At 65.4% G+C, this 25,860-nt stretch carries 27 protein-coding genes; 16 read left to right on the top strand and 11 right to left on the bottom strand.

Annotated elements, in window-relative coordinates:
* Nucleotides 1–90 precede the first annotated feature (90 nt).
* The 3 genes from ACTZWT_RS12190 to ACTZWT_RS12180 form a co-directional block, all read right to left on the bottom strand.
* Nucleotides 91–615, bottom strand: a complete 525-nt coding sequence (locus ACTZWT_RS12190) for a hypothetical protein (protein ID WP_444769953.1) — start codon at nt 613–615, stop codon at nt 91–93.
* Between the two features lie 37 nt (nt 616–652).
* Nucleotides 653–1,162, bottom strand: coding sequence for a PaaI family thioesterase (locus tag ACTZWT_RS12185; protein ID WP_444769952.1), 510 nt, complete (start codon nt 1,160–1,162; stop codon nt 653–655).
* 120 nt (nt 1,163–1,282) lie between these two features.
* Entirely contained in the window at nt 1,283–1,972 is a 690-nt protein-coding gene (locus ACTZWT_RS12180; protein ID WP_444769951.1) for an HAD family hydrolase, read from the bottom strand.
* 534 nt (nt 1,973–2,506) lie between these two features.
* Between ACTZWT_RS12180 and ACTZWT_RS12175 the strand changes: the two genes are divergently transcribed.
* Both ACTZWT_RS12175 and ACTZWT_RS12170 read left to right on the top strand, forming a co-directional pair.
* Nucleotides 2,507–4,264, top strand: a complete 1,758-nt coding sequence (locus ACTZWT_RS12175; RefSeq protein ID WP_444769950.1) for a metallophosphoesterase — start codon at nt 2,507–2,509, stop codon at nt 4,262–4,264.
* Nucleotides 4,265–4,331: 67 nt separating this feature from the next.
* Nucleotides 4,332–5,213 carry a hypothetical protein gene (locus ACTZWT_RS12170; RefSeq protein ID WP_444769949.1) on the top strand — a complete coding sequence of 294 codons (882 nt, stop codon included), beginning with the start codon at nt 4,332–4,334 and terminating at the stop codon, nt 5,211–5,213.
* A 23-nt stretch (nt 5,214–5,236) separates the two neighbouring features.
* On the opposite strand, the gene ACTZWT_RS12165 is transcribed toward ACTZWT_RS12170, so the two are convergent.
* Both ACTZWT_RS12165 and olsA read right to left on the bottom strand, forming a co-directional pair.
* Complete coding sequence (locus ACTZWT_RS12165; RefSeq protein WP_444769948.1) at nt 5,237–6,181, bottom strand: aldo/keto reductase; 945 nt, start codon at nt 6,179–6,181, stop codon at nt 5,237–5,239.
* Nucleotides 6,182–6,271: 90 nt separating this feature from the next.
* On the bottom strand, nt 6,272–7,120 hold the full coding sequence (gene olsA, locus ACTZWT_RS12160) for a lyso-ornithine lipid O-acyltransferase (RefSeq protein WP_444769947.1): 849 nt from the start codon (nt 7,118–7,120) through the stop codon (nt 6,272–6,274).
* A gap of 296 nt (nt 7,121–7,416) precedes the next feature.
* Here olsA and ACTZWT_RS12155 point away from each other — a divergent pair, with 296 nt between their 5' ends.
* The 4 genes from ACTZWT_RS12155 to ACTZWT_RS12140 all read left to right on the top strand — a co-directional run bounded on the left by ACTZWT_RS12155 (nt 7,417) and on the right by ACTZWT_RS12140 (nt 11,034).
* Nucleotides 7,417–7,776, top strand: a complete 360-nt coding sequence (locus tag ACTZWT_RS12155; protein ID WP_444769946.1) for a DMT family protein — start codon at nt 7,417–7,419, stop codon at nt 7,774–7,776.
* A gap of 187 nt (nt 7,777–7,963) precedes the next feature.
* Nucleotides 7,964–9,004, top strand: a complete 1,041-nt coding sequence (gene dctP, locus ACTZWT_RS12150; RefSeq protein WP_444769945.1) for a TRAP transporter substrate-binding protein DctP — start codon at nt 7,964–7,966, stop codon at nt 9,002–9,004.
* A gap of 152 nt (nt 9,005–9,156) precedes the next feature.
* Nucleotides 9,157–9,699 (top strand): TRAP transporter small permease subunit, encoded by a 543-nt coding sequence (locus tag ACTZWT_RS12145; protein ID WP_444769944.1) that lies wholly within the window; start codon nt 9,157–9,159, stop codon nt 9,697–9,699.
* Between the two features lie 12 nt (nt 9,700–9,711).
* On the top strand, nt 9,712–11,034 hold the full coding sequence (locus ACTZWT_RS12140) for a TRAP transporter large permease (RefSeq protein ID WP_444769943.1): 1,323 nt from the start codon (nt 9,712–9,714) through the stop codon (nt 11,032–11,034).
* 16 nt (nt 11,035–11,050) lie between these two features.
* Here the strand turns inward: ACTZWT_RS12140 and ACTZWT_RS12135 are convergent, their stop codons facing one another.
* The 3 genes from ACTZWT_RS12135 to ACTZWT_RS12125 form a co-directional block, all read right to left on the bottom strand.
* On the bottom strand, nt 11,051–12,226 hold the full coding sequence (locus ACTZWT_RS12135) for a PQQ-dependent sugar dehydrogenase (protein ID WP_444769942.1): 1,176 nt from the start codon (nt 12,224–12,226) through the stop codon (nt 11,051–11,053).
* Between the two features lie 86 nt (nt 12,227–12,312).
* Nucleotides 12,313–12,558: a hypothetical protein gene (locus ACTZWT_RS12130; protein ID WP_444769941.1), complete on the bottom strand. Its 246-nt coding sequence runs from the start codon at nt 12,556–12,558 to the stop codon at nt 12,313–12,315.
* Between the two features lie 65 nt (nt 12,559–12,623).
* A complete protein-coding gene (locus ACTZWT_RS12125) occupies nt 12,624–13,277 on the bottom strand; it encodes a glutathione S-transferase family protein (protein WP_041798020.1) in 654 nt (217 codons plus the stop codon).
* 58 nt (nt 13,278–13,335) lie between these two features.
* On the opposite strand from ACTZWT_RS12125, the gene ACTZWT_RS12120 reads away from it, so the two are divergent.
* From ACTZWT_RS12120 to ACTZWT_RS12085, 8 genes are all read left to right on the top strand, one after another.
* The gene (locus ACTZWT_RS12120) at nt 13,336–13,623 is read left to right on the top strand and encodes a hypothetical protein (protein WP_444769940.1); all 288 of its coding nucleotides are present in this window, start codon (nt 13,336–13,338) and stop codon (nt 13,621–13,623) included.
* A gap of 130 nt (nt 13,624–13,753) precedes the next feature.
* Nucleotides 13,754–14,956 carry a pyridoxal phosphate-dependent aminotransferase gene (locus ACTZWT_RS12115; protein ID WP_444769939.1) on the top strand — a complete coding sequence of 401 codons (1,203 nt, stop codon included), beginning with the start codon at nt 13,754–13,756 and terminating at the stop codon, nt 14,954–14,956.
* Nucleotides 14,957–15,095: 139 nt separating this feature from the next.
* Nucleotides 15,096–15,623 (top strand): DUF992 domain-containing protein, encoded by a 528-nt coding sequence (locus ACTZWT_RS12110; RefSeq protein ID WP_444769938.1) that lies wholly within the window; start codon nt 15,096–15,098, stop codon nt 15,621–15,623.
* 258 nt (nt 15,624–15,881) lie between these two features.
* Nucleotides 15,882–16,352 carry a DUF992 domain-containing protein gene (locus ACTZWT_RS12105; RefSeq protein ID WP_444769937.1) on the top strand — a complete coding sequence of 157 codons (471 nt, stop codon included), beginning with the start codon at nt 15,882–15,884 and terminating at the stop codon, nt 16,350–16,352.
* A gap of 177 nt (nt 16,353–16,529) precedes the next feature.
* On the top strand, nt 16,530–18,572 hold the full coding sequence (locus ACTZWT_RS12100) for an elongation factor G (protein WP_444769936.1): 2,043 nt from the start codon (nt 16,530–16,532) through the stop codon (nt 18,570–18,572).
* A 343-nt stretch (nt 18,573–18,915) separates the two neighbouring features.
* Complete coding sequence (locus tag ACTZWT_RS12095) at nt 18,916–19,194, top strand: helix-turn-helix domain-containing protein (RefSeq protein WP_444769935.1); 279 nt, start codon at nt 18,916–18,918, stop codon at nt 19,192–19,194.
* Between the two features lie 8 nt (nt 19,195–19,202).
* Nucleotides 19,203–20,048, top strand: coding sequence for a shikimate dehydrogenase (locus ACTZWT_RS12090; protein WP_444770292.1), 846 nt, complete (start codon nt 19,203–19,205; stop codon nt 20,046–20,048).
* 59 nt (nt 20,049–20,107) lie between these two features.
* Nucleotides 20,108–20,734: a hypothetical protein gene (locus tag ACTZWT_RS12085; protein WP_444769934.1), complete on the top strand. Its 627-nt coding sequence runs from the start codon at nt 20,108–20,110 to the stop codon at nt 20,732–20,734.
* A 176-nt stretch (nt 20,735–20,910) separates the two neighbouring features.
* Here ACTZWT_RS12085 and ACTZWT_RS12080 read toward each other — a convergent pair whose 3' ends face one another.
* From ACTZWT_RS12080 to ACTZWT_RS12070, 3 genes are all read right to left on the bottom strand, one after another.
* The gene (locus ACTZWT_RS12080) at nt 20,911–21,540 is read right to left on the bottom strand and encodes a trimeric intracellular cation channel family protein (RefSeq protein WP_444769933.1); all 630 of its coding nucleotides are present in this window, start codon (nt 21,538–21,540) and stop codon (nt 20,911–20,913) included.
* A 137-nt stretch (nt 21,541–21,677) separates the two neighbouring features.
* Nucleotides 21,678–22,493, bottom strand: a complete 816-nt coding sequence (locus ACTZWT_RS12075; RefSeq protein ID WP_444769932.1) for an enoyl-CoA hydratase/isomerase family protein — start codon at nt 22,491–22,493, stop codon at nt 21,678–21,680.
* A 188-nt stretch (nt 22,494–22,681) separates the two neighbouring features.
* Nucleotides 22,682–23,821, bottom strand: a complete 1,140-nt coding sequence (locus ACTZWT_RS12070) for an alpha-hydroxy acid oxidase (RefSeq protein ID WP_444769931.1) — start codon at nt 23,819–23,821, stop codon at nt 22,682–22,684.
* Nucleotides 23,822–23,980: 159 nt separating this feature from the next.
* On the opposite strand from ACTZWT_RS12070, the gene ACTZWT_RS12065 reads away from it, so the two are divergent.
* A complete protein-coding gene (locus ACTZWT_RS12065) occupies nt 23,981–24,193 on the top strand; it encodes a hypothetical protein (RefSeq protein WP_444769930.1) in 213 nt (70 codons plus the stop codon).
* Nucleotides 24,194–24,404: 211 nt separating this feature from the next.
* Nucleotides 24,405–25,757, top strand: coding sequence for a phosphoglucosamine mutase (gene glmM / locus ACTZWT_RS12060; RefSeq protein ID WP_444769929.1), 1,353 nt, complete (start codon nt 24,405–24,407; stop codon nt 25,755–25,757).
* The last annotated feature ends 103 nt before the right edge of the window (nt 25,758–25,860 follow it).

Below are 25,860 nucleotides of genomic sequence, written 5' to 3'. Positions count from 1 at the left end.
GAGGTGAGGCCGCCCTCTCGGCAAAGCCCAGGCAGCAGAGCTACTTCTTGGACAAGATTTCTTACTTCCGCAGGCGACTTCCTCAGTCGCCTACTTCCCCCACAGCCGCATCAGCGGACCGTCCTTGCCGGCGACCGGATCGGTCTCGGGCAGCGCCACCTGCGGGATGGTGTTCAGCGCGCGACGATAATTGTCCGGCGTCGGCCGCATGATCTGCATCTCGGGGCCGGGCGGATAGGCGCCGACGACCTGGAAATCATGCGAGGCGAACAGCCGCTTGTGGCCGGTGCCGGCGGGCAGAACGGCGACGTCGCCGGGATTCAGCTCGATCGCCTCGCCCTGGTCGCCGCCGAACAGCACCAGCGCATGCCCGCGCGCGACGCCGAGCGCCTCGTGCACCGTCGCATGATAGTGCGCGTAGTCGAAAATGCCGTTGCGCCACATCTGGCCCCAGCCGTTGCGGCCGAAAAGCGCCTCGATCGCCTGCGCAGGATCGTCGCGCGAGAGATCGATCGCGCGCTTGTAGATCAGCAGCGGCATCGGATTGTTCGGGATCAGCCCGTCATCGTCGAAATGATGGGACTGCGGTCTGATCTGGTCGCGGGCGAGCGACATGCGGTCTCCGGCTGTTGTTTGTACGCCGGAAACAACGCTACACGGCCGGGCCGGTTCCTGTCGGCAGATCGAACACGAGGCAGGTGGTGGTGGCGTGCGACAGCAACCGGCCTTTGCCGTCGGTCATCTTCGCCTCCGCGGTCGCGGCGCGGCGGCCGACATTGAACGTGCGGCCTTCGGTGCGGATCATTCCGGTGTCGGCGCTCATGCCGCGGATGAAGCTGATCTTGAATTCCAGCGTGGTGTAGCCCTGGCCCGGCTGCAGCATGCTCTGCACGGCGAGGCCCATCGCCGAATCCAGCAGCGTCGCCGCGTAGCCGCCATGCACCGAGCCGATCGGATTGTAGTGCCGCAACCCCGGCACCGAATGGATCACGACCAGCCCGGGCTCGGCGGTGCAATCGAACGGCGCGATGGTCTGCATGATCGGCGGCTGCGGCAGCCGGCCGTCGAAGATCGAACGGACGAAGTCCAGCCCCGCCATCGACGCCATCGTTTCGACCGGCGTCACGCCGTAGTCGATCGGCTGTTCCACCCCCGCATCCATGCTGTTCTCCCTGATTAGATGATCATCATCATATCAAGGTCGGGCGCCGGTTTCCAGAGGGGAGGAGAGCTCGCCTTCAATCGTGATCGCGCCGTCGGCGCCGCTGATCCGGAACGCGCCTCAGCCGAGCGCCGGCGATCGCACGAATTGCCCGCGCTGGCGCAGCGTCGCCAGCACCGCGTGCAGATCGGGCAGCACCGCCGCGCATTTCTCCCGCGTGTCCTGGTCCGGCTGCAGCAGATCGGGCACCATCAGGGTGATCGCGCCGGCGGTGAACGCCGCCGCCACGCCGACGCTGGAATCCTCCACCGCGACGCAGTTCTGCGGCGCGCTGCCGATCCGTTGCGCGGCGAGCAGATACAGGTCGGGCGCCGGCTTGCCGCGATCGACGTCGTCGCGGGTGAAGATGGTGTCGAACCGCGCGCGGATGCCGGCCAGCGTCAGATGCAGGTCGGCAGTTTTGCGCGACGACGACGTCACCACCGCCACCCTGCAGCGGGCGTCGCGCAGCGTGTCGAGCAACTCCAGCGTGCCGGCCTTCACCGGCAGGCCGTCCGCGAACCGCGCATCGCGCTTGGCGGCGAAGGCGCGATTGATGGCGGCGAGCGGCAGCGCCTCGCCGTAGCGCGCGACCAGCAGCGCCTGGCATTCCGGCCCGGGCAGGCCGATCATGCTGTGGCAGGTGGCGAGTGCATCGGGCAGGCCGCGCTCGGTCAGCACCTCGGTCAGGCTCTCGATATAGACGCGCTCGGTGTCGACCAGCGTGCCGTCCATGTCGAGCAGCACCGCTTCGATCTGCCAGTGGCTCACGATGTCACGCTCACGATGTCCCGCTCGTTTTGGCCAGTTCGCGCATGCACGCCGGGCAGAGGCAATCCACCGCATCCGATGGCATCGGCAAGCTCACCGGCTCCGCCGCACACCAGCAATCGCCGTCCATCGTACACGCGAACTCCGCCCCGCAGCCGGCGCAGATCAGCCGGCGGGGCTGGGGAGGAGAGGAGGACAGCGGCTTCATCCGGGCAGTTTAGCGCGGGGGATGCGGCAGCGTAAGGGCAATCCTCGCTCGCGTGACTTGCCGTTTCGGCCTGCCGCGCGGGCTGGCGTCCAACACCGTGCGGCCGTGCCTCGAACGGGATGAAGACACGCGCCTCGACAAGGCGCCTCGCATATCTCCGCACGAGTGTGAACCGGAAGTGTGAGCGACATCGCTCTTAGCGGGCGCTCACGGCGCTGAAAGGTCCTGCATGGCGCCGTTGCACACTCTCCCAAACCGGCTAGACTGGACGGTATTAGGAACTATTTGCGCGTGTTTTCTGATCCTATATTTCTAGGATGATTGCGATGGCCGCCAAGCCGATTAGCGAACTGTCCTACGATAAGAAACCTCCGCTCGCGGAGCTGCCGCTCTACCCGACGATGACGAGCTGGTTCCGCCCGCAGCTGCTGCTGAAATTGCTGTGGCGGGTGATCGTCGCGGATCTGTTCGGCCAATATGCCGACCGTCGCCTGCTCGAAGCCGCGCTGGATACGCAGGAGGTTGATCTCGCGGGCCGCGACGACCTGTCAGATCACATGGTGCCGGACGGCGACGGCGCGGTGTGGATCGATTTCGTCGCCGATCTGGGCGACGGTTTCGACGCCACCTTCGCGATCGCCTCGCTGCTGGCGCGGCCGCATCTGCAGCTCGGCGATCTGCAATTGCCGCGCGGCTCCGTGCTGGTGATGGGCGGCGACGAGGTCTATCCCACCGCGACGCGCGAGGAATACAACGCCAAGACCAAGGCGCCGTACCACTTCGCTGCGCCGAAGCCGGATTCCAAGCTGAAAGTCCATCGGCCGAAGCTTCTAGCGATCCCCGGCAACCACGACTGGTACGACGGTCTCGTCAATTTTCTCGCCTTCTTCTGCCGCGAGAAGGCGACGTCGTTCGGCGTCTGGCAGACAGTGCAGCGCCGCAGCTATTTCGGCATGAAGCTGACCGACAACGTTTGGATCTGGGGGATCGACATCGCCCTGGTCTCCGATATGGACCAGCCGCAGGCGGACTATTTCGTCAGCATCGCCAAAGCGATGCCGCAGAACGCCAACGTCATTCTGTGCAGCGCCGAGCCAGGCTGGTACGGCGCCGAAGACAAAACCGCCTCGTACCGGACCCTGAGCTATGCCGCGTGGATCGCCCAGAACGCCGGAAAATCGATCAAAATTCCGGTGGTCCTTTCCGGCGACACCCACCATTACAGCCGCTATTCCAGCGCTTACGGAACGCAATACATCACCTCGGGCGGTGGCGGCGCGTTTCTGCACGGCACCCACCAGTTGCACGACGTCATCGAGGCGAACTGGTTGAAATATGATGAGATTAAGCTGAAGCTCGAGGCGTGCTATCCGGACAAGGACGAAAGCAAGCGGCTGTTGCGCGGCGATCTGAAGTTCCCGCTACTCAATTCCGGCTTTTCATTCTTCATCGGCTGCGTCTATGCGGTGCTGGGTTTCACACTCAGCATGCTGTGGCGCGGTGATGTCGTCGTCATCGAGGCCCTGATCCTGATCGGCGGGTTCACGGCCTATGTGCGTTATCAGGAGAAGCACAATCCGACTTGGGCGATCTGGGGCTGGTCATTGCTCCATGCCGCCTGCCAGTACGCGGCGATGGTAGGCCTGACCTGGCTGTTCGCCACCTATGCCCCGTTCTCGCCTTGGCACAGCGTAGCGCCGTGGTGGGCGTGGCTGAGCGTGGTGGTCGTCCTAATGAGCGTCGTCGGCGGCGCGGTCGCCGGTTTTCTCTACGGCCTCAATCTGCTGCTCACCTGCCGCTACGCAGATTTTAACCACAACGATGCATTCAGCGCGATGCGGCTGGATTGCTACCGCAACTTCCTCCGCATCCGGCTGCTCGGCGATCAGGTCACGGTCTATCCGATCGGGCTTGACCGGGTGCCGACACGCGCCGACTGGATCGACAACCCGCAATCCGCGATCGATCCGATGGTGCCGTATTTCATCGCGCAGCACGGCCTCGATCCGCACTTGATCGAGTCGCCGATTGTCATCGGCGGATTTGATACGTCGTCCGCCGCCACCGTCAAGCAGCCGACGTAATGGTAACCTCCGCGAGGCGCGCCGATAGAGCATGGGTGTCGTGGGCGGGTAGAAGTGAGGTGAACCGATGGGCGATGAAGACATTCGTGCTGATCAAATAGATCTGAAACGCGAGCAACTGGAACTGGACCGCTATCGGGCTAGGTTGGATTTTTGGAAGTTCGTGCTGGGAAGTGTTTTCGTGGCGATTGCAATTGCGGCCATTCCGCCGGGCTTTCAACTTGCCACCGCGTTCCTTGAAGCCGTGAGGCTCGACAAGGAGCGCATGGCCAAGCAGCAGGAGTTTCGCGACAATTACGTGAAGGACTTTTTGAGCAATGCCCTCGATCAGGATATCGAATTGCGTATCCGCCTGGCAAAGTATTTTTCCTACGTGGCGGGCGACACAGCTCAGCAGGGGTGGTCAAAATACCATGCGGAGCTCCAGAGCCAGAGAAACGAGATTCGGCAGCAAATCAACCAATTGGAGGAGAAATGGCTTGCCGCGGTGAAGGCCAAGCCGCTGCATGATGAAGAGATAGAGCGTCTCGAACGAAACCTGAGGTGGCTCTACAAGGAGGTTGGCTATCACGAGAGGGATCGAAGTGTCATCGCCAATCCCCGCGCCGCGGTCGTGACATTGCCGTCTCCGCCAAACAAAGACGTCACTGCGACGAACTACCAAGTATTCGTTCAGTTTGCAGGGGTCATTGCTCGAGACGACGTTAGGTCTATGATGCGCAGACTAAGGGAGAGCGGGTGGAATGTGCAGGGTGTCGAGCAGGGTGGGGAAAGGACGGCGGCGGCGGCGAACGTTCAAGAAATTCGGTACCACGACAAAGCCGATGAGGTGGCCGCAAATCAGCTTGCGCAAGCAGTGCAGCTGTTCAGCTTGACCACTCGGCCTATTATCCCCCGGCTCAACCCGTTGGTCTCTACCGGATCACTTGAGATTTGGATCAGCCGATAGAGTGCTGGGGATGCCGATTGCCGTCATCGCCCCTTCGTAATTGCGTCGATCTCCGCCATCTCCTCGGCGGAAAGCTGCCAGCTCGCGGCCTTGACGTTCTGCTCGATCTGTTCCGGCGTGGTGGCGCCGGCGATGACGCTGGAGACTTGCGGGCGGCAGGCGAGCCAGGAGAAGGCGAGGTCGAGCAGCGTGTGGCCGCGCTGTTCCGCGAAGGCCTTGAGCTGGTCGACGATGTCGATATTGCGGTCGGTGAAATAGCGGTCGCGGATCGCCGGCATCTTGGCGAAACGGGTGTCGGACGCGATCGCAGCGCCGCGCTGATACTTGCCGGTCAGCAGGCCGCTTGCCAGCGGGAAGAACGGCAGCAGGCCGAGATTGTACGACTGCGCCGCCGGCAGCAGATCCTTCTCGATGTCGCGCACCACGAGGCTGTATTCGTCCTGGCACGACACGAAGCGATGGGTGCCGAGCGCGCGGGCGACGTATTCGGCCTCGGCGATGCGCCACGCCGGGAAGTTCGAGTTGCCGATATAACGCACCTTGCCGGCGCGGATCAGGTCGTCGAGCGCGCGCAGCGTCTCGTCGATCGGCGTCAGCTCGTCGTAATCGTGCTGCTGATACAGGTCGATCCAGTCGGTCTTCAGCCGCGTCAGGCTGGCCTCGACGGCGGCGACGATGTAGCGCCGAGATGCGCCCTGCCTGGTGCCGTCGGCCGCCATCGGCTTGGCGAATTTGGTCGCCAGCACGATGTCCTTGCGGCGGTCGCCGAGCACATTGCCGAGCACGGTCTCGGAGCCGCCCTGGCCGGCATAGATGTCGGCGGTGTCGAACAGCGTGACGCCGAGATCGATCGCCTTGTGGATCACCTTGCGCGAGGTGTCGGGATCGGTGCGCTGGCCGAAATTGTTGCAGCCGAGGCCGACGACGGAGACGCGCAGCCCGCTGCCGCCGAGATTACGAAGTTGCATGATGGGTCCTGTGCGAAACGCCGAAGCGCGCATTGTGCCGCGCGCGCCGCGCGGCGGCAAGGCGGCCGGGCTCACATCGGCGATGCTGCGTCAGGCCGGCTCGGGCTGGGCTTCCGGCCGCGCGACGGGCGCAGCAGTCGGACGCGGCGCGATCGGATCGCGGATGCCGGCGCGGCGTGCGGCCTCGCACATCCGCCGCACCGATTGCTCGGCGTCGCGCGTGATCGCCTTGCGATCGGTCGCCGAGGCCGCGATCGGCTCGCCCCAGCTCACGGTGACGTCGATTGCGCCGCTCGAAAGCAGGCCGATGAAATGCGGGATCAGATCGGCGTCGCCGTACCACGCCACGCGCTCGCGCAATTCGCGGCCGATCGGCAGGCCGCCGAACCCCGTATAGGTCACCGCCATCGGCTGCACGCCGATCGCGGCCCGCGCCTCGTCGGCGAGCGCATGATGCACCGCGCCGACCAGCGCGGAGCGGAACGGCAGCACGCGGCTGCCGTCGCTCGAGGTGCCCTCTGCGAACAACACCACGGCGTCGCCATCGGCGAGCCGCGCGCCGATCTCGGCGGTGGCTTCGCCGGTGCGATGCCGCGCCTGGCGGTCGATGAAGATGGTGCGCTGGAGCTTCGCCAGAAAGCCGAACAGCGGCCAGCCCGCGACTTCGCTTTTTGCGACGAATGTCACCGGCGCCAGCGCCGAGATCACGCAAATGTCGAGCCAGGAGACGTGGTTGGCCAGAATCAGCACCGGACCGTGGCCGTCGCGACGGCCGACTTCGCGGATCCGGACGCCGATCAGCCTGCACAAGATCCGGTGATACAACCGCGGGATGGTGCGCTGGATGCGCCACCCGTTGCGGAGCGCCAGAAGTTGCAGCGGCAGCAGCGCCAGCGTCAGCGGCACCACGCAGGCAATCACAACAGCGACTCGGATCATGGCAATATCACCCGTTCAAAAAAGGTGCGGCCCCGGTCAGACGCGGCGACTGACAGGGACCGCTGGGACGCTGATCGGCGACGGGGGGCCTCGATCAAACGCGAGGGCAAACTATCGGTACATTGTTACATAGAGGTGACGTATCAAGGACAAACGCGAGTCTTCGCCGACGTCATCTGCTGCGCCCGGCGTCGCTCGTGCCACCCCGTACGGTCACGCGTCATCGCGTTTGCGTGATGTCGCGGGAACCGCTCCCTGGTCATGCTGTTACCACTTGGTTTTTCGAAAGGCTCTCCATGCCCCCAAGCTTCATCTCGCCTTATCTGCTGCCGATCCTGCTGCTGATCGGCTCCAACATCTTCATGACCTTCGCCTGGTACGGGCATCTCAAGCACAAGACCGTCGCGCTGCCATTGGTGATCATGGTGAGCTGGGGCATCGCGCTGTTCGAATACTGGCTGGCGGTGCCGGCCAATCGCTGGGGCAGCGCGGTGTATTCGGCGGCCCAGCTCAAGACCATGCAGGAGGTGATCACGCTGGTGGTATTCGCCGGCTTCTCGGCGTTGTATCTCAAGGAGCCGCTGTCGTGGAATCATGCGCTCGGCTTCGCCTTCATCGCGCTCGGCGCTTACTTCATCTTCCACAAATGGAGTTGAGATAGTTCGTCCGTCCACCGCCCGGCGGCGCTGGCAGATCGCGCCCGGTTTGCGGTCGGCTTCGGAGTTGCTGCGCTGCGTGGTGGCTCTGCGACATTATCACCGCGATCCCGCGGCTTTGGACGTTGACGAGCCGGTTTGCGACGTGGTCTGATACCGGCAAAACAACAGACTGAGGGAGAAGCGCGTGCCAAGCTCGATCAACACATCGAATCGACGCAGCATTTTGAAGGGCGCGCTTGCCGCCGCCGCGGCTCCGGCGTTGATCGGGCAGGCGCTCGCGCAGGAGAAGGTCACCTGGAAGGTCCAGGCGCACTGGCCGAAAGCGTCAGGGTCGTTCAACGACAGTCTCGGCGTGCTCGCCAAGCAGCTCGCGGAGCGCACCGACGGTCGCTTCACGATGGAGCTGTTCGGCGCCGGCGAGATCGCCAAGGACCGCGAAATCTACAATGTCGTTCGGCGCGGTGTCGTGCCGATGGGAACGATCTCTCCCGCCTATATTCTCGGCGAAGCCCAGGCGATGGGGCTGCTCTACGGCGTGCCCGGGACGCTGCGTGAGAGCTGGGAGATGATGCATCTGACCAAGAACCTCGGCATCGAGAAAATGGTCAACGAGGAATTGCGCCCCAAGGGCGTGTTGATCCTGGCCGAGAAGGCCTATCCAACCGAACTCGTCCTGAAGCGAAAGATCGGCTCGGCCGCCGATCTCGGATCGCTGAAGGTCCGTTCGGCCGGCACGATGCTGGAATATCTCGCCGCCGCGGGAGCATCACCCCAACAGGTCGCCGGTCCGGAGATCTATCAGGCGATCTCGACCGGCGTGGTGGATGGTGCGCATTGGGGCGCCGCGGTCGGAGCGCTGTCGATGAAGTTCTGGGAGGTGGCGCCGTTCCACATGAAGCCGGCGCTCGGCTTCAACAACGACGCCTACATCATCAACACGGCCGCGCTGGACAAGTTACCCGCCGACCTTCGGCTGCAACTGCTGTCACTGATCGAGGAGCGCTACTTTCTCCGTTCGGTGGAATATATGCATCAGGAAGCCGTCGCGCTGAACACCGGCAAGGCCAAGATGAACGTCGAGGTCGTGCGATTTTCCGACGACGTGGTCAGTCGATTCACCGAGGCCTCGAAGACGATCTTGCAGAAGGAAACAGCAAAGGGCGCGATTGCGGCGAAGGGTGGCGATGCCATGACGAAGCTGATGTCCGACCTCGGCTACGTTTGAGGCCGGCTCTGCTGTCGCGCCGATGAGGCCAGCCAACCATATCGCCGAAGCGGCTTTTATGCCGGGTTCCGGCGTCCTTGCGTCCGGTTCGACTCGGCGGATCGTCTCCGCCGGTCGGGCCGTTCGGCTGCGTGGAGCGTGGAAGTGACGGAATGCTGAAGCTCGCCTGGGCGATCACCCGCCTGAACGTCTGGGTCGCCCGAATCGCCGCGTGGCTGATCGTCCCGATCTTTGTGCTGCTGATGGCCGACGTGATCATGCGCTACCTGGTCGGCAGCGCCGCGATCTGGACTGCCGAATTCGCGCAACTGATTTTCGGCGTCTATGCGGTGGTCGCCGGCGGTTACCTGCTCTCGGAGCGGGCGCATGTCAGCGTCGACATTTTCTACGGCAAGTTCTCCCGGGTGCAGAAGGCGAAAGTCGATCTCGCGACCTCGGTGCTGTTCTTCCTGTTCGTCGGCGTGCTGATCTGGCAGAGCGCCGACATGGCGTGGGAGTCCGTGGCCAAGATGGAGTCCAGCTACAGCATCTGGAATCCGTACATCTGGCCGGTCAAGCTCGCCATTCCCATCGCCGGCATTCTGCTGCTGCTGCAGGGCCTGGTGCGCGTCGCCTCCGACATCCGCACCGCGGCCGGCTACGAGAACGACCCCGAAACGTTCGGCAAGCAGGCCGGCGACGATCCCTCTCACTGAACGGACGTTCTCGTGTCTGTCGAACTCCTGACCCTGCTGTTCTTCGGTTCGTTGCTGTTCTTCCTGTTCATCGGCACGCCGCTGGCGTTCACGCTCGGCGGCATCTCCGTCGTGTTCCTGTATTTCACCATGGGGCCGGTCGGCTTCTACATCGTCGCGTCCAAATTCTGGGATTCGATGACCAGCTTCACGCTGATCGCGATCCCGATGTACGTCTACATGGCGATGCTGCTCGAGAAATCGGGCGTGGCGCAGGATCTGTACCGGATGATGCATGTCTGGTTCGGCGCGATGCGCGGCGGGCTGGCGATCGGCACCGTGCTGATCTGCGCGATCTTCGCGGCGATGAGCGGGATCAGCGGCGCCGCGGTCGTCACCATGGGCGCCATCGCATTGCCGCGGATGCTGGAGCGCGGCTACGACAAGCGGCTCGCGCTCGGCGCGATCAATGCCGGAGGCGGCTGGGGCGTGCTGATCCCGCCGTCGATCCTGATGGTGCTCTACGCGCTCCTGACCGAAGTGTCGGTCGGCCGTCTGTTCGCATCCGGCATCGGTCCGGGAATTCTGCTCGTCGTGCTGGTGACGATCTACATCACCGTCCGCGCCTGGCTGCAGCCGTCGCTGGCGCCGGCGCTGCCGGTCGAGGAACGCGGCGACTGGGGGCTGAAATTCGCCTCGCTGAAGGCCGTGGTGCTGCCGCTGCTGATCGTGGTGTTGGTGCTCGGCGCGATCTTCGGCGGTTTTGCGACGCCGACCGAAGCTGCGGCGCTCGGCGTGCTCGGTGCGCTGGTGGCCTCCGCGGTGCATCGCAAGCTGTCGCTGGAGGTGCTGACCGACGCCGCGATGCAGACGCTGCGCCTCACCGCGCTGATCATGTGGATTCTGTTCGCCGCGCACGCGTTCTCGACGGCCTACACCACGCTCGGCGCCAACGAACTGATGAACCATATGATGACGCTGATTCCGGGCGGCGAATGGGGCGCGCTGGCCTTCATCCTGCTCGTGCTGCTGCTGCTCGGCATGGTGCTGGATCCCGTCGGCATCATGCTGATCACGCTGCCGGTGTTCATCCCCGTGGTGCAGCTCTACGGCTGGGACCCGGTGTGGTTCGGCGTCGTCTTCATCATCATGATGGAGATCGGCTACATGACGCCTCCGTTCGGCTTCAACCTGTTCTACCTCAAGGCGGTGGCGCCGCCCGAGGTCAGCATGGCCGACATCTACTGGTCAGTCGTGCCCTATGTGCTGGTGACGCTCTTCGGCGTGCTGATCCTGATCATCTTCCCGCAGATCGCGCTGTTCTTCCCGAACCTGTTCTTCGGCGTTGCGCGGTAGCGGCGAAGCCGCCCGCTCAATCGCCGGCCGGCGTCACGCGCAGGATGCGGCCGGCGACGTTGTCGGTCAGCAGCCACAGCGCGCCGTCGGGCCCCTGGCGGACGTCGCGGATGCGCTCGTTCAGCGCCTGCAGCAGGCGTTCCTCGCCGGTGACCTTGTCGCCGGCGAGCGACAGCCGCACCAGCATCTTGCCGGACAGCGCCCCGGTGAACAGGCTGCCGGCCCATTTCGGAAACAGCTTGGCACTGTAGAACGCCATGCCGGAGGGCGCGATCGACGGCACCCAATATTTGACCGGCTGCTCCATGCCGGGCTTCGCGGTCGCCTCGTGGATCTTGGCGCCGCTGTAGTCGATGCCGAAGCCGATCACCGGCCAGCCGTAATTCTTGCCGGGCTGGATGACGTTGACCTCGTCGCCACCGCGCGGGCCGTGCTCGATCTCCCACAATGCGCCGTTGGCCGGGTTGAAGGCGAGCGACTGCGCGTTGCGGTGGCCGTAGCTCCAGATCTCCGGCTTGGCGCCGGCGCGGCCGACGAACGGGTTGTCGGCCGGCACGCTGCCGTCGGCCGCGATGCGGATGATCTTGCCGAGGTGGTTGCCGAGACTCTGCGCCTGGTCGCGAAAACTGAAATGATCGCCGAGCGTGACGAACAGATGCCCGTCTGCGCCTTGCGCGATCCGGCAGCCATAGTGATTGCCCGACGACAGCGGGCCGTCCTGGCGGAAGATCACGGTCACGCCGTCAAGTCGCGGCGCGTCGCCGTCGATCAGCGCCGCGCGTGCGACCGCGGTGCGGCCTCCGCTCCGACCTGTCTGACCGGCGCGCTCGGCGTAGCAGAAATAGATCGTCCGGTTGGCGGCGAAATTCGCGTCGGTGATGACGTCGAGCAGGCCGCCCTGACCGGCCGACCAGACCTCGGGCACGCCCTGCAGCGGCGGCGACAGCGCGCCCTGCGCGGACACCAGCCGCATCCGTCCCGGCCGCTCGGTCACCAGCACGCGGCCCCCGGGCAGGAACGCCAGTGCCCACGGACTCTCGAGATTCTGCGCGAAGGTCTTCACCGCCAGAGGGCCCGCGGACGAACCGAAGGAGGTCGGCTGGCCGCTGCTCTTGGTTGCGATCAGGAACGAGGCGATGATCACCGTCGCCGCGGTCAGTGTGCCGGAAACCCAGACCAGGAGCGTCTTCATCGCAAGGCCTCCAAGCTTCTGCCGGAGCAAAATGCCGTCAACGGCGGCGCGGCCGTGTCGGCGGAGCGTTCGATCGATATGGGAGTTCAGTTCGCAAACGGCATCGCCATGCTCGATTGGGTCGATGCGACCGCGAGCGTCAGGATGACGCTGAGCAAAATCAATGCGACTGCCAGCGATGCCGCGACACCGCGGATCAGCCGGGTTGAACCATCCGGCGTGTGCCGCTGGAAGAAGCCGGCCTCATGGCCGGGCGACCAAGTCATGACCAATTCCTCGCATGCGCCGGCGAATCGCGGGCGCGAGCGGAATATCCCTGCAATCGCAGGCATTTATGGGGCGTTCAAAGGCCGATCGTGGCGGAATGACGGCAAAATCGGCACAAAAGTACCAGCTTTCAGGCCTCGGCGGCGAAATCGACGTGGTCGTGCGGCGCCGAATCCGGGGTCCAGTCCATGGTGATGAAGCCCGGCGTCTGCTCGACCCGTCGCAGCCAGGCATTGACCGCCGGGAAGGTCGAAAGGTCGAAATCGCACTGGTCGGCAACGTGGGTGTAGCCGTACAGCGCGATGTCGGCGATGGTGAGTTGACCCGCGGCGACGAAGTCGTGGGTCCTGAGGTGGTTTTCCATCACCTGCAGCGCGGCGTAGCCGCGCTCCAGCCAGTCCTCGAGTGCGTGGGTCTGGAGGTCGCGGCCGCCCTTCACCAGGCAAAGCCAGAAGTAAGCCGATCCGATATTCGGCTCCAGCGCGTGCTGCTCGAAGAACATCCATTGCAGCGCTTCCGCGCGGTCCATCCGCGTATCCGGCGCCAGCGAGGTGCCGACGGCGAGATACCACAGGATCGCGTTGGATTCGGCCAGATAGCGGCCTTGCGCGACTTCCAGCAGCGGCACCTGTCCGCTCGGATTCTTGGCGAGGAATTCCGGCGTGCGACTCTCGCCGCGCAGGATATCGACTTCGATCGCGCGATAGGGCGCACCCAGAAACGCCAGCGCAAGCCGCGCCTTGTAGCTGTTGCCGGATCGCTGCATCGAATAGAGCTTGTACATCGCGGTCGTTTCGCTCGCCTGTGGTCCGGGCATCTGCCGACCCGAACGCGGCTAAACAATGATGCCGACCGGCAGGCGTCGCAAGCCCCAAGCAATGGAAAGGGTCGAAATCCTTCGCCGCAGTGCAACCGCGCAGAAAAATGATCTGCAATTGAAGCGACCTCGCGCGATTGCGATCGCCGCCATTCTGCGGATCGCCATGCAGCATCGGCGCGCGTGCGGCTGCCGCGCGCATGACTCGCAACAGAACAGCACGGCTGGTCCTCGCGCCGCCGCTCAGCTCGGCAATCCTCCGTTCCGGCGGTCGCGCGGCTCCGCCCGGCGAGCCGTCGCGGCGGAGATTTGATCCGAAAAGCCGCGCCGTTCTCAGCAATGATCTTGCGATGCAGCGTGCCGGCGCTTAGTGTGGGGCATCCCCGTCACAAACCGAAGAGTCGCGCCTTCCGCCGGCTCACGACGGCTGCAAGGAGAAGACGATGTCGTTCCTGTCCGCCTCGCTCGATCGTGTGAAGCCGTCCGCGACAATCGCGGTCACGGACAAGGCACGTGAGCTGAAAGCCGCGGGCCGCAACGTCATCGGGCTCGGCTCCGGCGAGCCGGATTTCGACACCCCGGCCAACATCAAGCTGGCGGCGATCCACGCCATCGAGGCGGGCAAGACCAAGTACACCGCGGTCGACGGCATTCCCGAGCTGAAGCAGGCGATCATCGACAAGTTTCAGCGCGAGAACGGCCTGACCTACAAGCCGAACCAGATCATCGTCGGCACCGGCGGCAAGCAGGTGCTGTACAACGCGCTGATGGCGACCATCAATCCCGGCGACGAGGTGATCATCCCGGCGCCGTACTGGGTCAGCTATCCGGAGATGGTGGCGCTCGCCGGCGGCGAGTCGGTGCCGGTGGTGTGTCCGGCGGAGTCCGGCTTCAAGCTGCAGCCCGCGGCGCTGGAAGCGGCGATCACGCCGAAGACCAAGTGGATCATCCTCAATTCGCCGTCGAACCCGACCGGCGCCGCCTACACCCGCGAGGAGCTGAAGGCGCTGACCGACGTGCTGCTCAAGCATCCGCACGTCTGGGTGATGACCGACGACATGTACGAGCACCTCGTCTACGACGATTTCGACTTCACCACGCCGGCGCAGATCGAGCCGCTTCTGTTCGATCGCACGCTGACGGTGAACGGCGTGTCGAAATCCTATTGCATGACCGGATGGCGGATCGGCTATGCGGGCGGCCCCGCCGAGCTGATCAAGGCGATGGCGACGATCCAGTCGCAGTCGACCTCGAACCCGTCGTCGATCGCGCAATGGGCGGCGGTGGAAGCGCTCAACGGCCCGCAGGAATTCATCGCCGCCCACAACAAGGTGTTCAAGGAACGCCGCGATCTCGTGGTGTCGATGCTGAATCAGGCGACCGGTATCGATTGCCCGCGGCCTGAAGGCGCGTTCTACGTCTATCCGTCCTGTGCCGGCACCATCGGCAAAACCGCACCGTCGGGCAAGACGATCGAGACCGATCAGGATTTCGTCACCGAGTTGCTCGAAGCCGAGGGCGTCGCGGTCGTGCAGGGCTCGGCGTTCGGGCTCGGCCCGGCGTTCCGGATTTCCTATGCGACGAAAACCTCGGACCTCGAAGACGCCTGCAAGCGGATCCAGCGCTTCTGCGGGAATCTGCGCTGAGGGCCCGGCCGGCCGTTCATTAAAGATCGGCAAGGTTGGCTAGATTTATTTCAACGTCGTGGAAGCGCCTTTTTTTGGACAAGACGCTTCCTTCTTGTCGCCTCCGCAATCCCAATCCTGAAATGCGGAGTTTTTTTCAATGTCCATCTCTAGACTGTTCGGTGTCACTGCGGTCGCACTGGTTGCTTCATTCGCGACCGCGAGCGCGCAGGAGCGGCTGCAGGTCGGCGTGCTCGAATGCGCCGGTGGCCCGAACGTCGGCTACGTCGTCGGCTCGACCACCGAACTCGAATGCGTGTTCAAGAGCGGCGGCCGCCGCCCCGAGCCCTATGTCGCCCGCCTGCAGCGCATCGGGCTCGATCTCGGCTTCACCCAGAACACCGGAATCGCCTGGGCGGTCTATGCGCCGACCCGTCGGCTCGGCCGCGGAGATCTGTCGGGCAGCTATGGCGGCGTCGGCGCCAACGCGTCGTTCGGCGTCGGCATGGGCGGCAACCTGCTGGTCGGCGGTTCGGCGAATTCGTACGCGCTGCAGCCGCTCAGCCTGCAGGGCCAGACCGGTCTGAACGCCACGGCCGGCATCGTCGACGTCCAGCTCCGCCCGGCCGATCTGCCGCCGCAGCGGAAGTACCGCAAGCACAAGCGTCACCATCGCAGCCACCGCTGATCGCGTCAGCGCATCGTCGTCGTGACGGAAGGGCCCGCGTTGCGGGCCCTTTGTTTTGGCGCCTTCGGTCTGCGGCGACGCCGCGGGTGTCATTGAAGATTCGTCGATGCTGTGACTAGATGGCGAGGCCGTTCGGTTGCGTTGCGTGCGGGGCTGCTCCGCGCCGGTGGCATGACGCCCATCCACATCACGACATCTGAATCAAATCGTCTGTATCATCGCCCTGTCTGCATCACATCGTTGAAACGGAGACTTCTCATGCGCCGCTTTTCGCTTCTGCTCGGTATCGCCGCTTCGCTGGCCATCAGCGCTGCCCATGCGCAGGATGGGCGCGTGCGCATCGGCGTGCTGGAATGTCGCGGCGGCGCCAGCACCGGCTTCATCGTCGGTTCGGTGACCAATCTCGGCTGCGTGTTGCGCGCCGAAGGCCGCCCCGACACGCCCTATGTCGCCGTCATCCGCAAGGTCGGCCTCGATCTTGGTATCACTCAGGAGACCGCGCTCGCCTGGGGTGTGTTCGCGCCGGTCGAGCGCTTCGGCCCCGGCGATCTCGCCGGCAACTACGCCGGCGCGCAGGGTTCCGCATCGGTCGGCGTCGGCCTCGGCGCCAATGTCCTGGTCGGCGGTTCGGCCAATTCGATCGCGCTGCAGCCGCTCAGCCTGCAGGGCCAGACCGGCCTCAACGTGGCGGTCGGCCTGCAGGAGCTGGAGCTGCGGCCCGGCCGCTAACTAACCGCGCGCTGCGGCGCAATGCGCGCCTCGCAGCATTGAATTGCGCTGTCCTTGATCCTGCTCAAGGGCACCCTGCAAGCTTCGTAATTTTTCGCGCTTGCCAAGCGGCGAGGCTGCTGAAAGCATTGCCTCGCCGACCCAATCACGGGCCGAGCTCCAGAGAAGGAGGCGGCGATGGGACAAGATCCCCGCGGTCCCCGGTGCATCGCACTGGTGGGCCCATTCCAAAGCGGAAAAACCACACTGCTCGAAGCGATCCTCGCGCGCACCGGCGCCGTGCCACGCACAGGGTCCGTCGACGCAGGCACCTCGTACGGCGACTCCAGTCCCGAGGCGCGCCAGCACAAGATGGGGCTGAGCCTCACCGCCGTCACCACCCAGTTCATGGGCGAGACCTACACCTTCCTCGATTGTCCCGGCTCGGTCGAATTCGCGCACGACATGCGCGCCGCGCTGCCCGCCGTCGATGCCGCCGTCGTGGTGTGCGAAGCCGACGAGCGCAAGCTGCCGCAGCTGCAGCTGATCCTGCGCGAGCTCGAAGACCTCGGGATTCCGCGCTTCCTGTTTCTCAACAAGATCGATCGCGCCAGCAAGCGCATTCGCGAAGTGCTCGACAGCCTGCAGCCGGCCTCGCGGATTCCGCTGGTGCTGCGCCAGATCCCGATCTGGAACGGCGAACTGATCGCCGGCTATGTCGATCTCGCGCTGGAGCGCGCCTTCGTCTATCGCGAACACAAGCCCTCCGAAGTGATCGCGCTGGAAGGCGGCGATCTCGCCCGCGAGAAGGAAGCCCGCTTCTCGATGCTCGAGAAGCTCGCCGATCACGACGACGCGCTGATGGAGCAGTTGCTCGAAGACATTCCGCCGCCGCGCGACGCGGTGTTCGACGATCTCGCGCGCGAATTGCGCGAAGGCGTGATCTGCCCGGTGCTGCTCGGCTCGGCGCTGCGCGAGAACGGCGTGATGCGGCTGCTGAAGGCGCTGCGCCACGAAGCCCCGGACGTCACCGAGACCGCGTCGCGGCTCGGCGTCGCCGCGTCCAAGGAGGCGGTCGGCTACGTGCTGAAGACCACGCATCTGCAGCATGGCGGCAAGCTGTCGCTGGCGCGGGTGTTCGCCGGCACGCTGGCCGACGGCGACACCGTGCACGCATCGTCGGGCGAAGCCGCACGGGTGTCGGGCATCCACACCGCCAATGGCGGGCCGGACAGCAAGCGCTCGTCGGCGGTGGCCGGCGACGTCGTCGCGCTCGGCAAGCTCGATGCGATCAGGACCGGCGACACCTTCGGCAACGGCAAGGCCGCGCCGTCGGCGCTGATCGAAATCACCGCTGCGCCGCCGGTGCTGGCGATGGCGCTCTCAGCCGGCGACCGCAAGGACGACGTCAAGCTCGGCCAGTCGCTGCAAAGGTTGTCCGAGGAAGATCCGTCGCTCACCGTGATCCACGATCCGCAGACCCACGACATCGTGCTGTGGGGCCAGGGCGAGATGCATCTGCGCGTCGCGCTGGAGCGGCTGCATGATCGCTACGGCGTCAGCGTGAAGTCGCATCCGCCGGCGATCGGCTATCGCGAGACCATCCGCAAGGCGGTCACGCAGCGCGGCCGACACAAGAAGCAGTCCGGCGGCCACGGCCAGTTCGGCGACGTGGTGCTGGAGGTGAAGCCGCTGCCGCGCGGCGAGGGCTTCGCCTTCGCCGAGACCGTGGTCGGCGGCGCGGTGCCTCGCAACTACATCGGCGCGGTCGAGGAGGGCGCGGCCGACGGTCTGCGCGCGGGCCCGCTCGGCTTCCCGGTGGTCGACGTCCATGTGACGCTGACCGACGGATCGTATCACAGCGTCGATTCCTCGGATCAGGCGTTCCGCACTGCGGCGCGGATCGGCGTCACCGAGGCGTTGCCGCAGTGCCAGCCGGTGCTGCTGGAGCCGATCCACAGCGTCGAGATCGTCTGCCCGACCGACGCCACCGCCAAGGTCAACGCCATTCTGTCCGGGCGCCGCGGCCAGATTCTCGGCTTCGACACCCGCGAGGGCTGGCCGGGCTGGGACGTGGTGCGCGCCACCATGCCGGAAGCCGAGATCGGCGATCTGATCGTCGAACTGCGCTCCGCCACCGCCGGCGCGGGCAGTTTCACCCGCAGCTTCGACCACATGGCCGAAGTTAGCGGCCGCACCGCCGACCAGATCATCGCGGCGCACCGGCAAGTCGCGGCGTAATCTAGGAAAGCGTTTGCTAACCTCTCCCCGCAATGCGGGGAGAGGTCGGAAATCGCGCATAGCGCGAATTCCGGGTGAGGGGCATGGCTGCACCGCCTCATCCGCGGCCACTCGGGCCGTGCTGATTCTGCCGCGCACCGATTTCCCTGTCGCTGGGCGCGAAAGCCGTGCCAGGCCCTCACCCCGACCCTCTCCCCGCAATAGGGCGGGGGAGAGGGAGCGTCGCGGCCGCTTGCCCTCCCATCGCGCGTTCACAGCCGAGCGAGATGATGTTCCAAGCATCATTGAAGCCGTTTTATATTTGCGGTAGCCGATAGGGCGGACCTCAAACCGGAATGCTCGCTTGATCACCTCGTCCCAGATGCGCGCGGCGCGCGCGCTGCTCGGCATCGACCAGCGCACGCTGGCGAAGCTCGCCGGCGTCTCGGTGCCGACCATCCAGCGGATGGAGGCCAGCGACGGTAACGTCCGCGGCATCGTCGAGTCGCTGACGCGGGTGGTCGATGCGTTGAACCGCGCCGGCGTCGAACTGATCGGCGAAAACGCCCGCAGCGACGACGGCGGACGTGGGGTGCGGCTGAAGCAGGCGACGCCGCAGCAGAGCGAGAGGGGCGAGCCGTGACGCATCCGGTGCCGAAGGGCGATACTCACATCGCGGCCTGCCTGATCGGCTGGCCGGCGGCGCATTCGCGCTCGCCGCTGATCCATCACTACTGGCTGCGCAAGCTCGGCATCCCCGGCGGCTATTCGATCGAATCGGTGCCGCCGGAAGGCTTCGCCGAATTCGTGCTGAACCTGAGACAGCACGGCTACAGCGGCGCCAATGTCACGATCCCGCACAAGGAGCGCGCGCTGCAATTGACGCAGCCGGACGATCGCGCCCGCGCGGTCGGCGCGGCCAACACGCTGTACTACGACGGCGACGTGCTGCGCTCGACCAACACCGACGTCGAGGGCTTCATCGCCAATCTCGACGCCAGCGCGCCCGGCTGGGACCACGCACCGCATGCCGTTGTGCTCGGTGCCGGCGGCTCGTCGCGTGCGGTGCTGTTCGGCCTGCTGGAGCGCGGCATCGCGCGCATCGCGCTGGCCAACCGCTCGATCGAACGCGCGCGGGCACTGGCCGATCTGTTCGGCGAGCGCGTGGTGCCGATCGCCTGGACCGATGCGCCGGCGGCGCTGCCGGGCGCCGGGCTTCTGGTCAACACCACCTCGCTCGGCATGAAGGGGCAGCCCTCGCTCGATCTCGATCTCGAACCGTTGCCGGCGGATGCTACGGTCGCCGATCTGGTCTACGTGCCGCTCGAAACCGAGCTGCTGGCCGAGGCCCGCGGCCGCGGCCTGCGCACCGCCGACGGCCTCGGCATGCTGCTGCATCAGGCGGTGCGTGGGTTCGAATTGTGGTTCGGCGCGCGGCCGCACGTCACTGCCGAGCTGCGCGAACTCGTCGAGGCGGATCTGCTCGCGCATACGTGAAGGTAATAGACCGGCGTTCCCGACGTAGTCCCTGGTGGGGCCAATTGGAGAACGTGCCGATGTCGTCATTGTCCATGTCGCTATGCCGCCAGCTCGCTGGAGTTGCGCTGATCGCCTTTTCGCTCACCGCCGCCCATGCGCAGCAGTCACCAACGCCCACCAAGGTTCGCGGCGAGATCGAGAGTGTCTCCGGCGATAGTCTCGCGGTGAAGTCGCGCAGCGGCCAGGACGTCAAGCTGCAGCTTGCGCCCGACATCAAGGTCGCCGGCATCGCGCCGACCAAGCTGAGCGAGGTCAAGCCCGGCGCATTCATCGGCGCCACCACCGTGCCGGGTCCCAACGGCGCGCACAACGCGGTCGAGATCCACGTCTTCCCCGAGGCGATGCGCGGCACCGGCGAGGGCTCGCGCGCATGGGATCTCGGGCCGAACAGCACCATGACCAACGCCACCGTCGATCAGTCGGTCACAAGTAACGACGGCAGCACGGTGCGGGTGAAGTACAAAGGCGGCGAGAAGGTCATCACCGTGACGCCGAAAACCCAGGTCGTGACCTACGGCCCGGCCGACAGATCCGACCTCAAGCCCGGCGCCCAGATCATCGCCTTCGGCAAGACGCTGCCCGACGGCTCGTTCCAGACCAGCCGCATCGCGGTCGGCCGCGACGGCATCACGCCGCCGATGTAGAACGCTTTCAACACGCACACCGTCATGGTGAGGAGGCGCGAAGCGCCGTCTCGAACCATGCGCCGCCGGCCCTGCGTCGCCTCTGGATTGCTTCGCTTCGCTCGCAATGACGGGGATAGGGCGGTGATTTGGCGGCCTGCATTTCCGGTCAGGCCCTCAGGTCGAGATGAAACGCTCTAATTGTCCCTGCGCCCCGGTCGCGGCCGGTAGCGCGGCAGCGACCAGCCGCGCTGGAGCGCTGCGGCCCGCACGAGGAAGCCGATCGCAAATCCCACGCCCGTGCTGATTTCGCGCGAGGCTCCGGTCATCATCAGGACGACGAATGCGGACGCGCCGACCAGCGCCGCCGAAACATAGATCTCGCGCCTGAGGATCACCGGGATCTCGCCGCCGAGCAGATCGCGGATGATGCCGCCGAACGTGGCCGTCACCACGCCCATGGCGACGGCCACGATTCCGTTGGCGCCGGCCAGCGCCGCCGTCTCGGCGCCGGTGACGGCGAACAGCGCGAGACCGACCGCGTCCAGCCAGAGCAGCGCCTTGTAGCGGGAACGAGGAATGTGGGCGGTGAAGAACACCACGGCGGAGACCGCCACGCAGGTCACCAGATAGGCCGGCTCCTGCACCCAGAACACCGGCAGACCGAGCAGCACGTCGCGCAACGTACCGCCGCCGATGCCCGTCGCCGTGCCGAGCAGCGCGAAGCCGACGATGTCCATCTCCTTGCGCGACGCCACCAGCGCCCCCGAGACCGTGAAGGCGACCACGCCGAGCCAGTCCAGCATCGTCGTGACCGTCTCGAACATCAGGAGCTCTCCTCGGCAACGTCTGTCGAGCCATTCTTCGTCATGGCCGGGCTTGTCCCGGACATCCACGTCTTTCTCGCGACGTCCGCTCAAGGCGTGGATGGCCGGGACGAGGCCGGCCATGACGTTGCGACAATCTAGCGGCCCTCGAAGCGGGCCTCGCGCTTCTCCATGAAGGCCGCGATGCCTTCCTTCATGTCCTGCGTCTTGAACAGCGGCAGCAGTTGCAAATACACGTGATGGACGTGGTCGGGGAAGGTCTCGTTGAGGCCGATCCGCATCATCCGCTTGGCGGCCTGCACCGCCAGCGGCGCGTTGCCGGCGATCTCCTTGGCCACCGCGCGGGCGCGGCCCATCAGTTCGGCATCGGGCACCACTTCGTTGGCGAGGCCCCAGTCGAGGCTTTCGCGCGCGGAGAGCGTGCGGCCGGTGAAGATCAACTCCGCCGCCTTCGCCCAGCCGATCATCCGCGGCAGAAACCATGTCCCACCCGACTCCGGGACGACGCCGCGCTTAACGAACGCCGCGGCGAGCTTGGCCGACTCCGCCATGATGCGGATGTCGCAGCCGAGCGCGGTGTCCATGCCGTAGCCGGCGGCGCCGCCGTTCACCGCGCAGATCGTCGGCTTGTCCATCGCCTGCAGCACGGTCGGCGGGGTGCTGCGCAGATCCAGCGTGGTCGGCGACGACGCCGAACTGAGCCCTTCGTCGCCGCGCTCCTTGCGCAGATCGAGCCCGGCGCAGAACGCGCGGCCATTGCCGGTGAGGATTACGCAGCGCACCTCGGCGTCTTCATTGGCCTTGATCAGCAACGCGGCCAGCGTGTTCAGCATCGGCCCGGAGATGGTGTTCATCCGCTCCGGTGCGTTCAGCGTGATGGTGGCGATGTGATCCTCGACGGCATAGAGCACTTCGCTCGTCGCGGCGTGCGGCGCGCCTTGGGTCTCGGTCATGATGTCCTCCTTGTTGTTTGTTGTTAGTTATCTGCCGCCTCGTCATTGCGAGGAGGCACCCGGATCGGCGCTCCGCGCCGTCCGGGCACAGGCTCCGCGACGAAGCAATCCAGCTCCGTGCACGGAACTCTGGATTGCTTCGCCTTCGGCTCGCAATGACGAATGGCGAGCGCTGTGTTTGCTGCCGACTATTCCGCCAGCACCTTCTCGTCGATCTGGTTGATCGAATTGACGCCGCACAGGCCCATGGTGGTCGACAGCTCCTTGCCGATGATGTCGATCGCCTTGGCGACGCCGGGTCCGCCGAACGCGCCGAGGCCGTAGATGTAGGCGCGGCCGATCATGCAGCTGCGCGCGCCGAGCGCCAGCGCCCGCATCACGTCCTGGCCGGAGCGGATGCCGCCGTCGAACATCACTTCGATATGCGAGCCGACGGTGTGGACGATCTCCGGCAGCACCTCGATCGACGACGGCGCGCCGTCGAGCTGGCGGCCGCCATGGTTCGACACCACCAGCGCCTCGGCGCCGACCTTCACGGCCTCGCGGGCGTCCTCGACGTCGAGGATGCCCTTGATGATCAGCTTGCCCGGCCAGATCGAACGGATCCAGTCGATGTCCTTCCAGTTCAGCGAGGCGTCGAATTGCGACGCCACCCAGGCCGACACCGATTCCAGATCCTTCGAGCCGGGCAGATGCCCGGCGATGTTGCCGAAATTGCGCTGCTTGGCGCCGAGGATGCCCTTCACCCAGCCGGGCTTGGTGGCGATGTCGAGCAGGTTCTTCGGCCGGAAGATCTCCGGCGGCACCGTCATGCCGTTCTTGATGTCCTGATGCCGCTGGCCGATCACCTGCAGGTCGACGGTCAGCACCAGCGCGCTGCATTTGGCCGCGATCGCGCGCTCGATCAGCGCCTTGACGAAGCCGCGGTCCTTCATGACGTAGAGCTGAAACCAGAACGGCTTGTCGACATTCGCCGCGACGTCCTCGATCGAGCAGATCGACATCGTCGACAGCGTGTAGGGGATGCCGGCGGCCTGGGCCGCGCGGCAGGCGTGGATCTCGCCGTCGCCATATTGCATGCCGGTGGAGCCGACCGGCGCCAGGATCAGCGGCATCGCCGACTTTTCGCCGATGATGGTTGTGGAGAGATCGCGCTTCGAAATGTCGACCAGGATGCGCTGCCGGAATTTGATCCGCTTCAGGTCGTCGACATTGGCACGGAGTGTTTCCTCGGCATAGGAGCCGTGGTCGACATAGTCGAAGAACATCTTCGGCACCCGCCGCCTGTGAATCTGGCGGAGGTCCTCGATGCAGGTGATGTATTTCATGAACGTTGCCGCCCCTGGTCGGTTTTGCGCGTCGCGTCCTCTAGCACGCCGGCGCGGCCTGCAACATGGCTCGGGACGCGGTGGCGGCCCGCCCGGGGAACAGCGCTGGTTCCCGCGCGTTCTTCGCAGGACACCCACAGAATGGAGCAGGAGCACATCATGGCCGCCACCAAGACCGTCGAGAAAACAGTCGAGACGACTGTCGAAGAGAAGACCGCCGGCACCCCGGTGAAGCATTCCAGGGAAGAGAAGAGCGAGCGCGACGACGAGCTGAACGAGGCGCTGGAGGAGTCGTTTCCGGGTTCCGACCCGCTCAGCGTGACCCAGCCGGCGCCGTCCGAGCCGGACGGCGACAGCAAGCGCAAGCGCTGACGCAGCCCTCCGGGCTGTGCCCGTTTGGCGCTTAAACGTACGTTATCAACAAGTTGCGCCGCTGGCTCCCGTCGGCGGCGCGTAATCTTTCTTTATATTTTTTGAAGGGCCCCCCATTAGAATGGCCGTATAAGCGGTTTGGCCATGGCGGCGCGGACCGGATTTCTGGTCGGCAACACGCCCGATCGTGGCGCAGGCGGGGGAAATTCTCATGAGCCGCAGATATTTCGGAACCGACGGCATCCGTGGCCGTGCCAACGGTCTGATCACGCCGGAACTGGCGTTGAAGGTCGGGCAGGCTGCCGGGCTGGTGTTTCAGCGCGGCGATCATCGCCACCGGGTGGTGATCGGCAAGGATACACGGCTGTCCGGCTATATGATCGAAAACGCGATGGTGGCCGGCTTCACCTCGGTCGGCATGGACGTGCTGCTGGTCGGCCCGATGCCGACGCCGGCGGTGGCGATGCTGACCAAATCGATGCGCGCCGATCTCGGCGTGATGATTTCCGCGTCGCACAATATGTTCGAGGACAACGGCATCAAGCTGTTCGGTCCGCTCGGCTTCAAGCTCTCGGACGACGTCGAGAAGCAGATCGAGCAACTGCTCGACGAGCCGATGGACAAGAAGCTGTCGGAGAGCGCCAGCCTCGGCCGCGCCCGCCGCATCGACGGCGTCCACGACCGCTACATCGAATTCGCCAAGCGCACGCTGCCGCGCGACCTCTCGCTCGACGGGCTGCGCGTCGTGGTCGATTGCGCCAATGGCGCCGCCTACAAGGTGGTGCCCGAGGCGCTGTGGGAACTCGGCGCCGACGTGATCTCGATCGGGGTCGAGCCGGACGGCTTCAACATCAACAAGGAATGCGGCTCGACCTCGCCGGAAGCGCTGTGCCGCAAAGTCCGCGAGATGCGCGCCGACATCGGCATCGCGCTCGACGGCGACGCCGACCGCGTCATCATGGTCGATGAGCGCGGCCACGTCATCGACGGCGATCAGTTGCTGGCGGTGATCGCGCAGAGCTGGAAGGAAGACGGCCGGCTCGCCAAGCCGGGTATCGTCGCCACCGTGATGTCCAATCTCGGCCTCGAGCGCTTCCTCGCCGCCGAGGGCATCGAACTGATCCGGACCTCGGTCGGCGACCGCTACGTGCTCGAGGCGATGCTGCGGGACGGCTACAATGTCGGCGGCGAAGCGTCGGGCCACATCATCCTGTCGGACTACGCGACCACCGGCGACGGCTTCGTTGCTGCACTGCAGGTGCTCGCCGTGGTGCAGAAGCTGGGTCGCCCGGTGTCGGAGGTCTGTCACCGCTTCGACCCGCTGCCGCAGATCCTCAAGAACGTCCGCTATCGCGCCGGCAGGCCGCTCGACGACGCCCATGTTCAGGCGGCGATCAGCGACGCCGAGAAGCGGCTCAACGGCCATGGCCGGCTGCTGATCCGCCCCTCCGGCACCGAGCCGGTGATCCGGGTGATGGGCGAGGGCGAGGATCGCATCATGGTCGAGGAAGTGGTCGATACCATCGTCGACGCTCTCGGCAATGCCTCGGCCGCAGCCGCGTAGTGATTGCAGTGCGGGACGCGTAGTCCGGCGCATCGGGCCGCAACGCAGCCATCGCGAATTGCGGCTTCCGCCGGCGTCCCCGGCGCTCTAGTTTCATCGCGGC

It is taken from the genome of Rhodopseudomonas sp. NSM, assembly GCF_052445935.1.
Lineage (GTDB): Bacteria > Pseudomonadota > Alphaproteobacteria > Rhizobiales > Xanthobacteraceae > Rhodopseudomonas.
Note: the sequence above shows the minus strand (reverse complement) of the source record. Positions and strands in the feature narration are given on the sequence as shown.

Coding starts and splice junctions, on each gene's coding strand:
- ACTZWT_RS12190 (WP_444769953.1), bottom strand. CDS start 615: ATGTCGCTCGCCCGCGACCAGATCAGACCGCAGTCCCATCATTTCGAC.
- ACTZWT_RS12185 (WP_444769952.1), bottom strand. CDS start 1,162: ATGGATGCGGGGGTGGAACAGCCGATCGACTACGGCGTGACGCCGGTC.
- ACTZWT_RS12175 (WP_444769950.1), top strand. CDS start 2,507: ATGGCCGCCAAGCCGATTAGCGAACTGTCCTACGATAAGAAACCTCCG.
- ACTZWT_RS12170 (WP_444769949.1), top strand. CDS start 4,332: ATGGGCGATGAAGACATTCGTGCTGATCAAATAGATCTGAAACGCGAG.
- ACTZWT_RS12165 (WP_444769948.1), bottom strand. CDS start 6,181: ATGCAACTTCGTAATCTCGGCGGCAGCGGGCTGCGCGTCTCCGTCGTC.
- olsA (WP_444769947.1), bottom strand. CDS start 7,120: ATGATCCGAGTCGCTGTTGTGATTGCCTGCGTGGTGCCGCTGACGCTG.
- ACTZWT_RS12155 (WP_444769946.1), top strand. CDS start 7,417: ATGCCCCCAAGCTTCATCTCGCCTTATCTGCTGCCGATCCTGCTGCTG.
- ACTZWT_RS12145 (WP_444769944.1), top strand. CDS start 9,157: ATGCTGAAGCTCGCCTGGGCGATCACCCGCCTGAACGTCTGGGTCGCC.
- ACTZWT_RS12135 (WP_444769942.1), bottom strand. CDS start 12,226: ATGAAGACGCTCCTGGTCTGGGTTTCCGGCACACTGACCGCGGCGACG.
- ACTZWT_RS12130 (WP_444769941.1), bottom strand. CDS start 12,558: ATGCCTGCGATTGCAGGGATATTCCGCTCGCGCCCGCGATTCGCCGGC.
- ACTZWT_RS12125 (WP_041798020.1), bottom strand. CDS start 13,277: ATGTACAAGCTCTATTCGATGCAGCGATCCGGCAACAGCTACAAGGCG.
- ACTZWT_RS12120 (WP_444769940.1), top strand. CDS start 13,336: ATGATGCCGACCGGCAGGCGTCGCAAGCCCCAAGCAATGGAAAGGGTC.
- ACTZWT_RS12115 (WP_444769939.1), top strand. CDS start 13,754: ATGTCGTTCCTGTCCGCCTCGCTCGATCGTGTGAAGCCGTCCGCGACA.
- ACTZWT_RS12110 (WP_444769938.1), top strand. CDS start 15,096: ATGTCCATCTCTAGACTGTTCGGTGTCACTGCGGTCGCACTGGTTGCT.
- ACTZWT_RS12105 (WP_444769937.1), top strand. CDS start 15,882: ATGCGCCGCTTTTCGCTTCTGCTCGGTATCGCCGCTTCGCTGGCCATC.
- ACTZWT_RS12100 (WP_444769936.1), top strand. CDS start 16,530: ATGGGACAAGATCCCCGCGGTCCCCGGTGCATCGCACTGGTGGGCCCA.
- ACTZWT_RS12085 (WP_444769934.1), top strand. CDS start 20,108: ATGTCGTCATTGTCCATGTCGCTATGCCGCCAGCTCGCTGGAGTTGCG.
- ACTZWT_RS12080 (WP_444769933.1), bottom strand. CDS start 21,540: ATGTTCGAGACGGTCACGACGATGCTGGACTGGCTCGGCGTGGTCGCC.
- ACTZWT_RS12075 (WP_444769932.1), bottom strand. CDS start 22,493: ATGACCGAGACCCAAGGCGCGCCGCACGCCGCGACGAGCGAAGTGCTC.
- ACTZWT_RS12070 (WP_444769931.1), bottom strand. CDS start 23,821: ATGAAATACATCACCTGCATCGAGGACCTCCGCCAGATTCACAGGCGG.
- ACTZWT_RS12065 (WP_444769930.1), top strand. CDS start 23,981: ATGGCCGCCACCAAGACCGTCGAGAAAACAGTCGAGACGACTGTCGAA.
- glmM (WP_444769929.1), top strand. CDS start 24,405: ATGAGCCGCAGATATTTCGGAACCGACGGCATCCGTGGCCGTGCCAAC.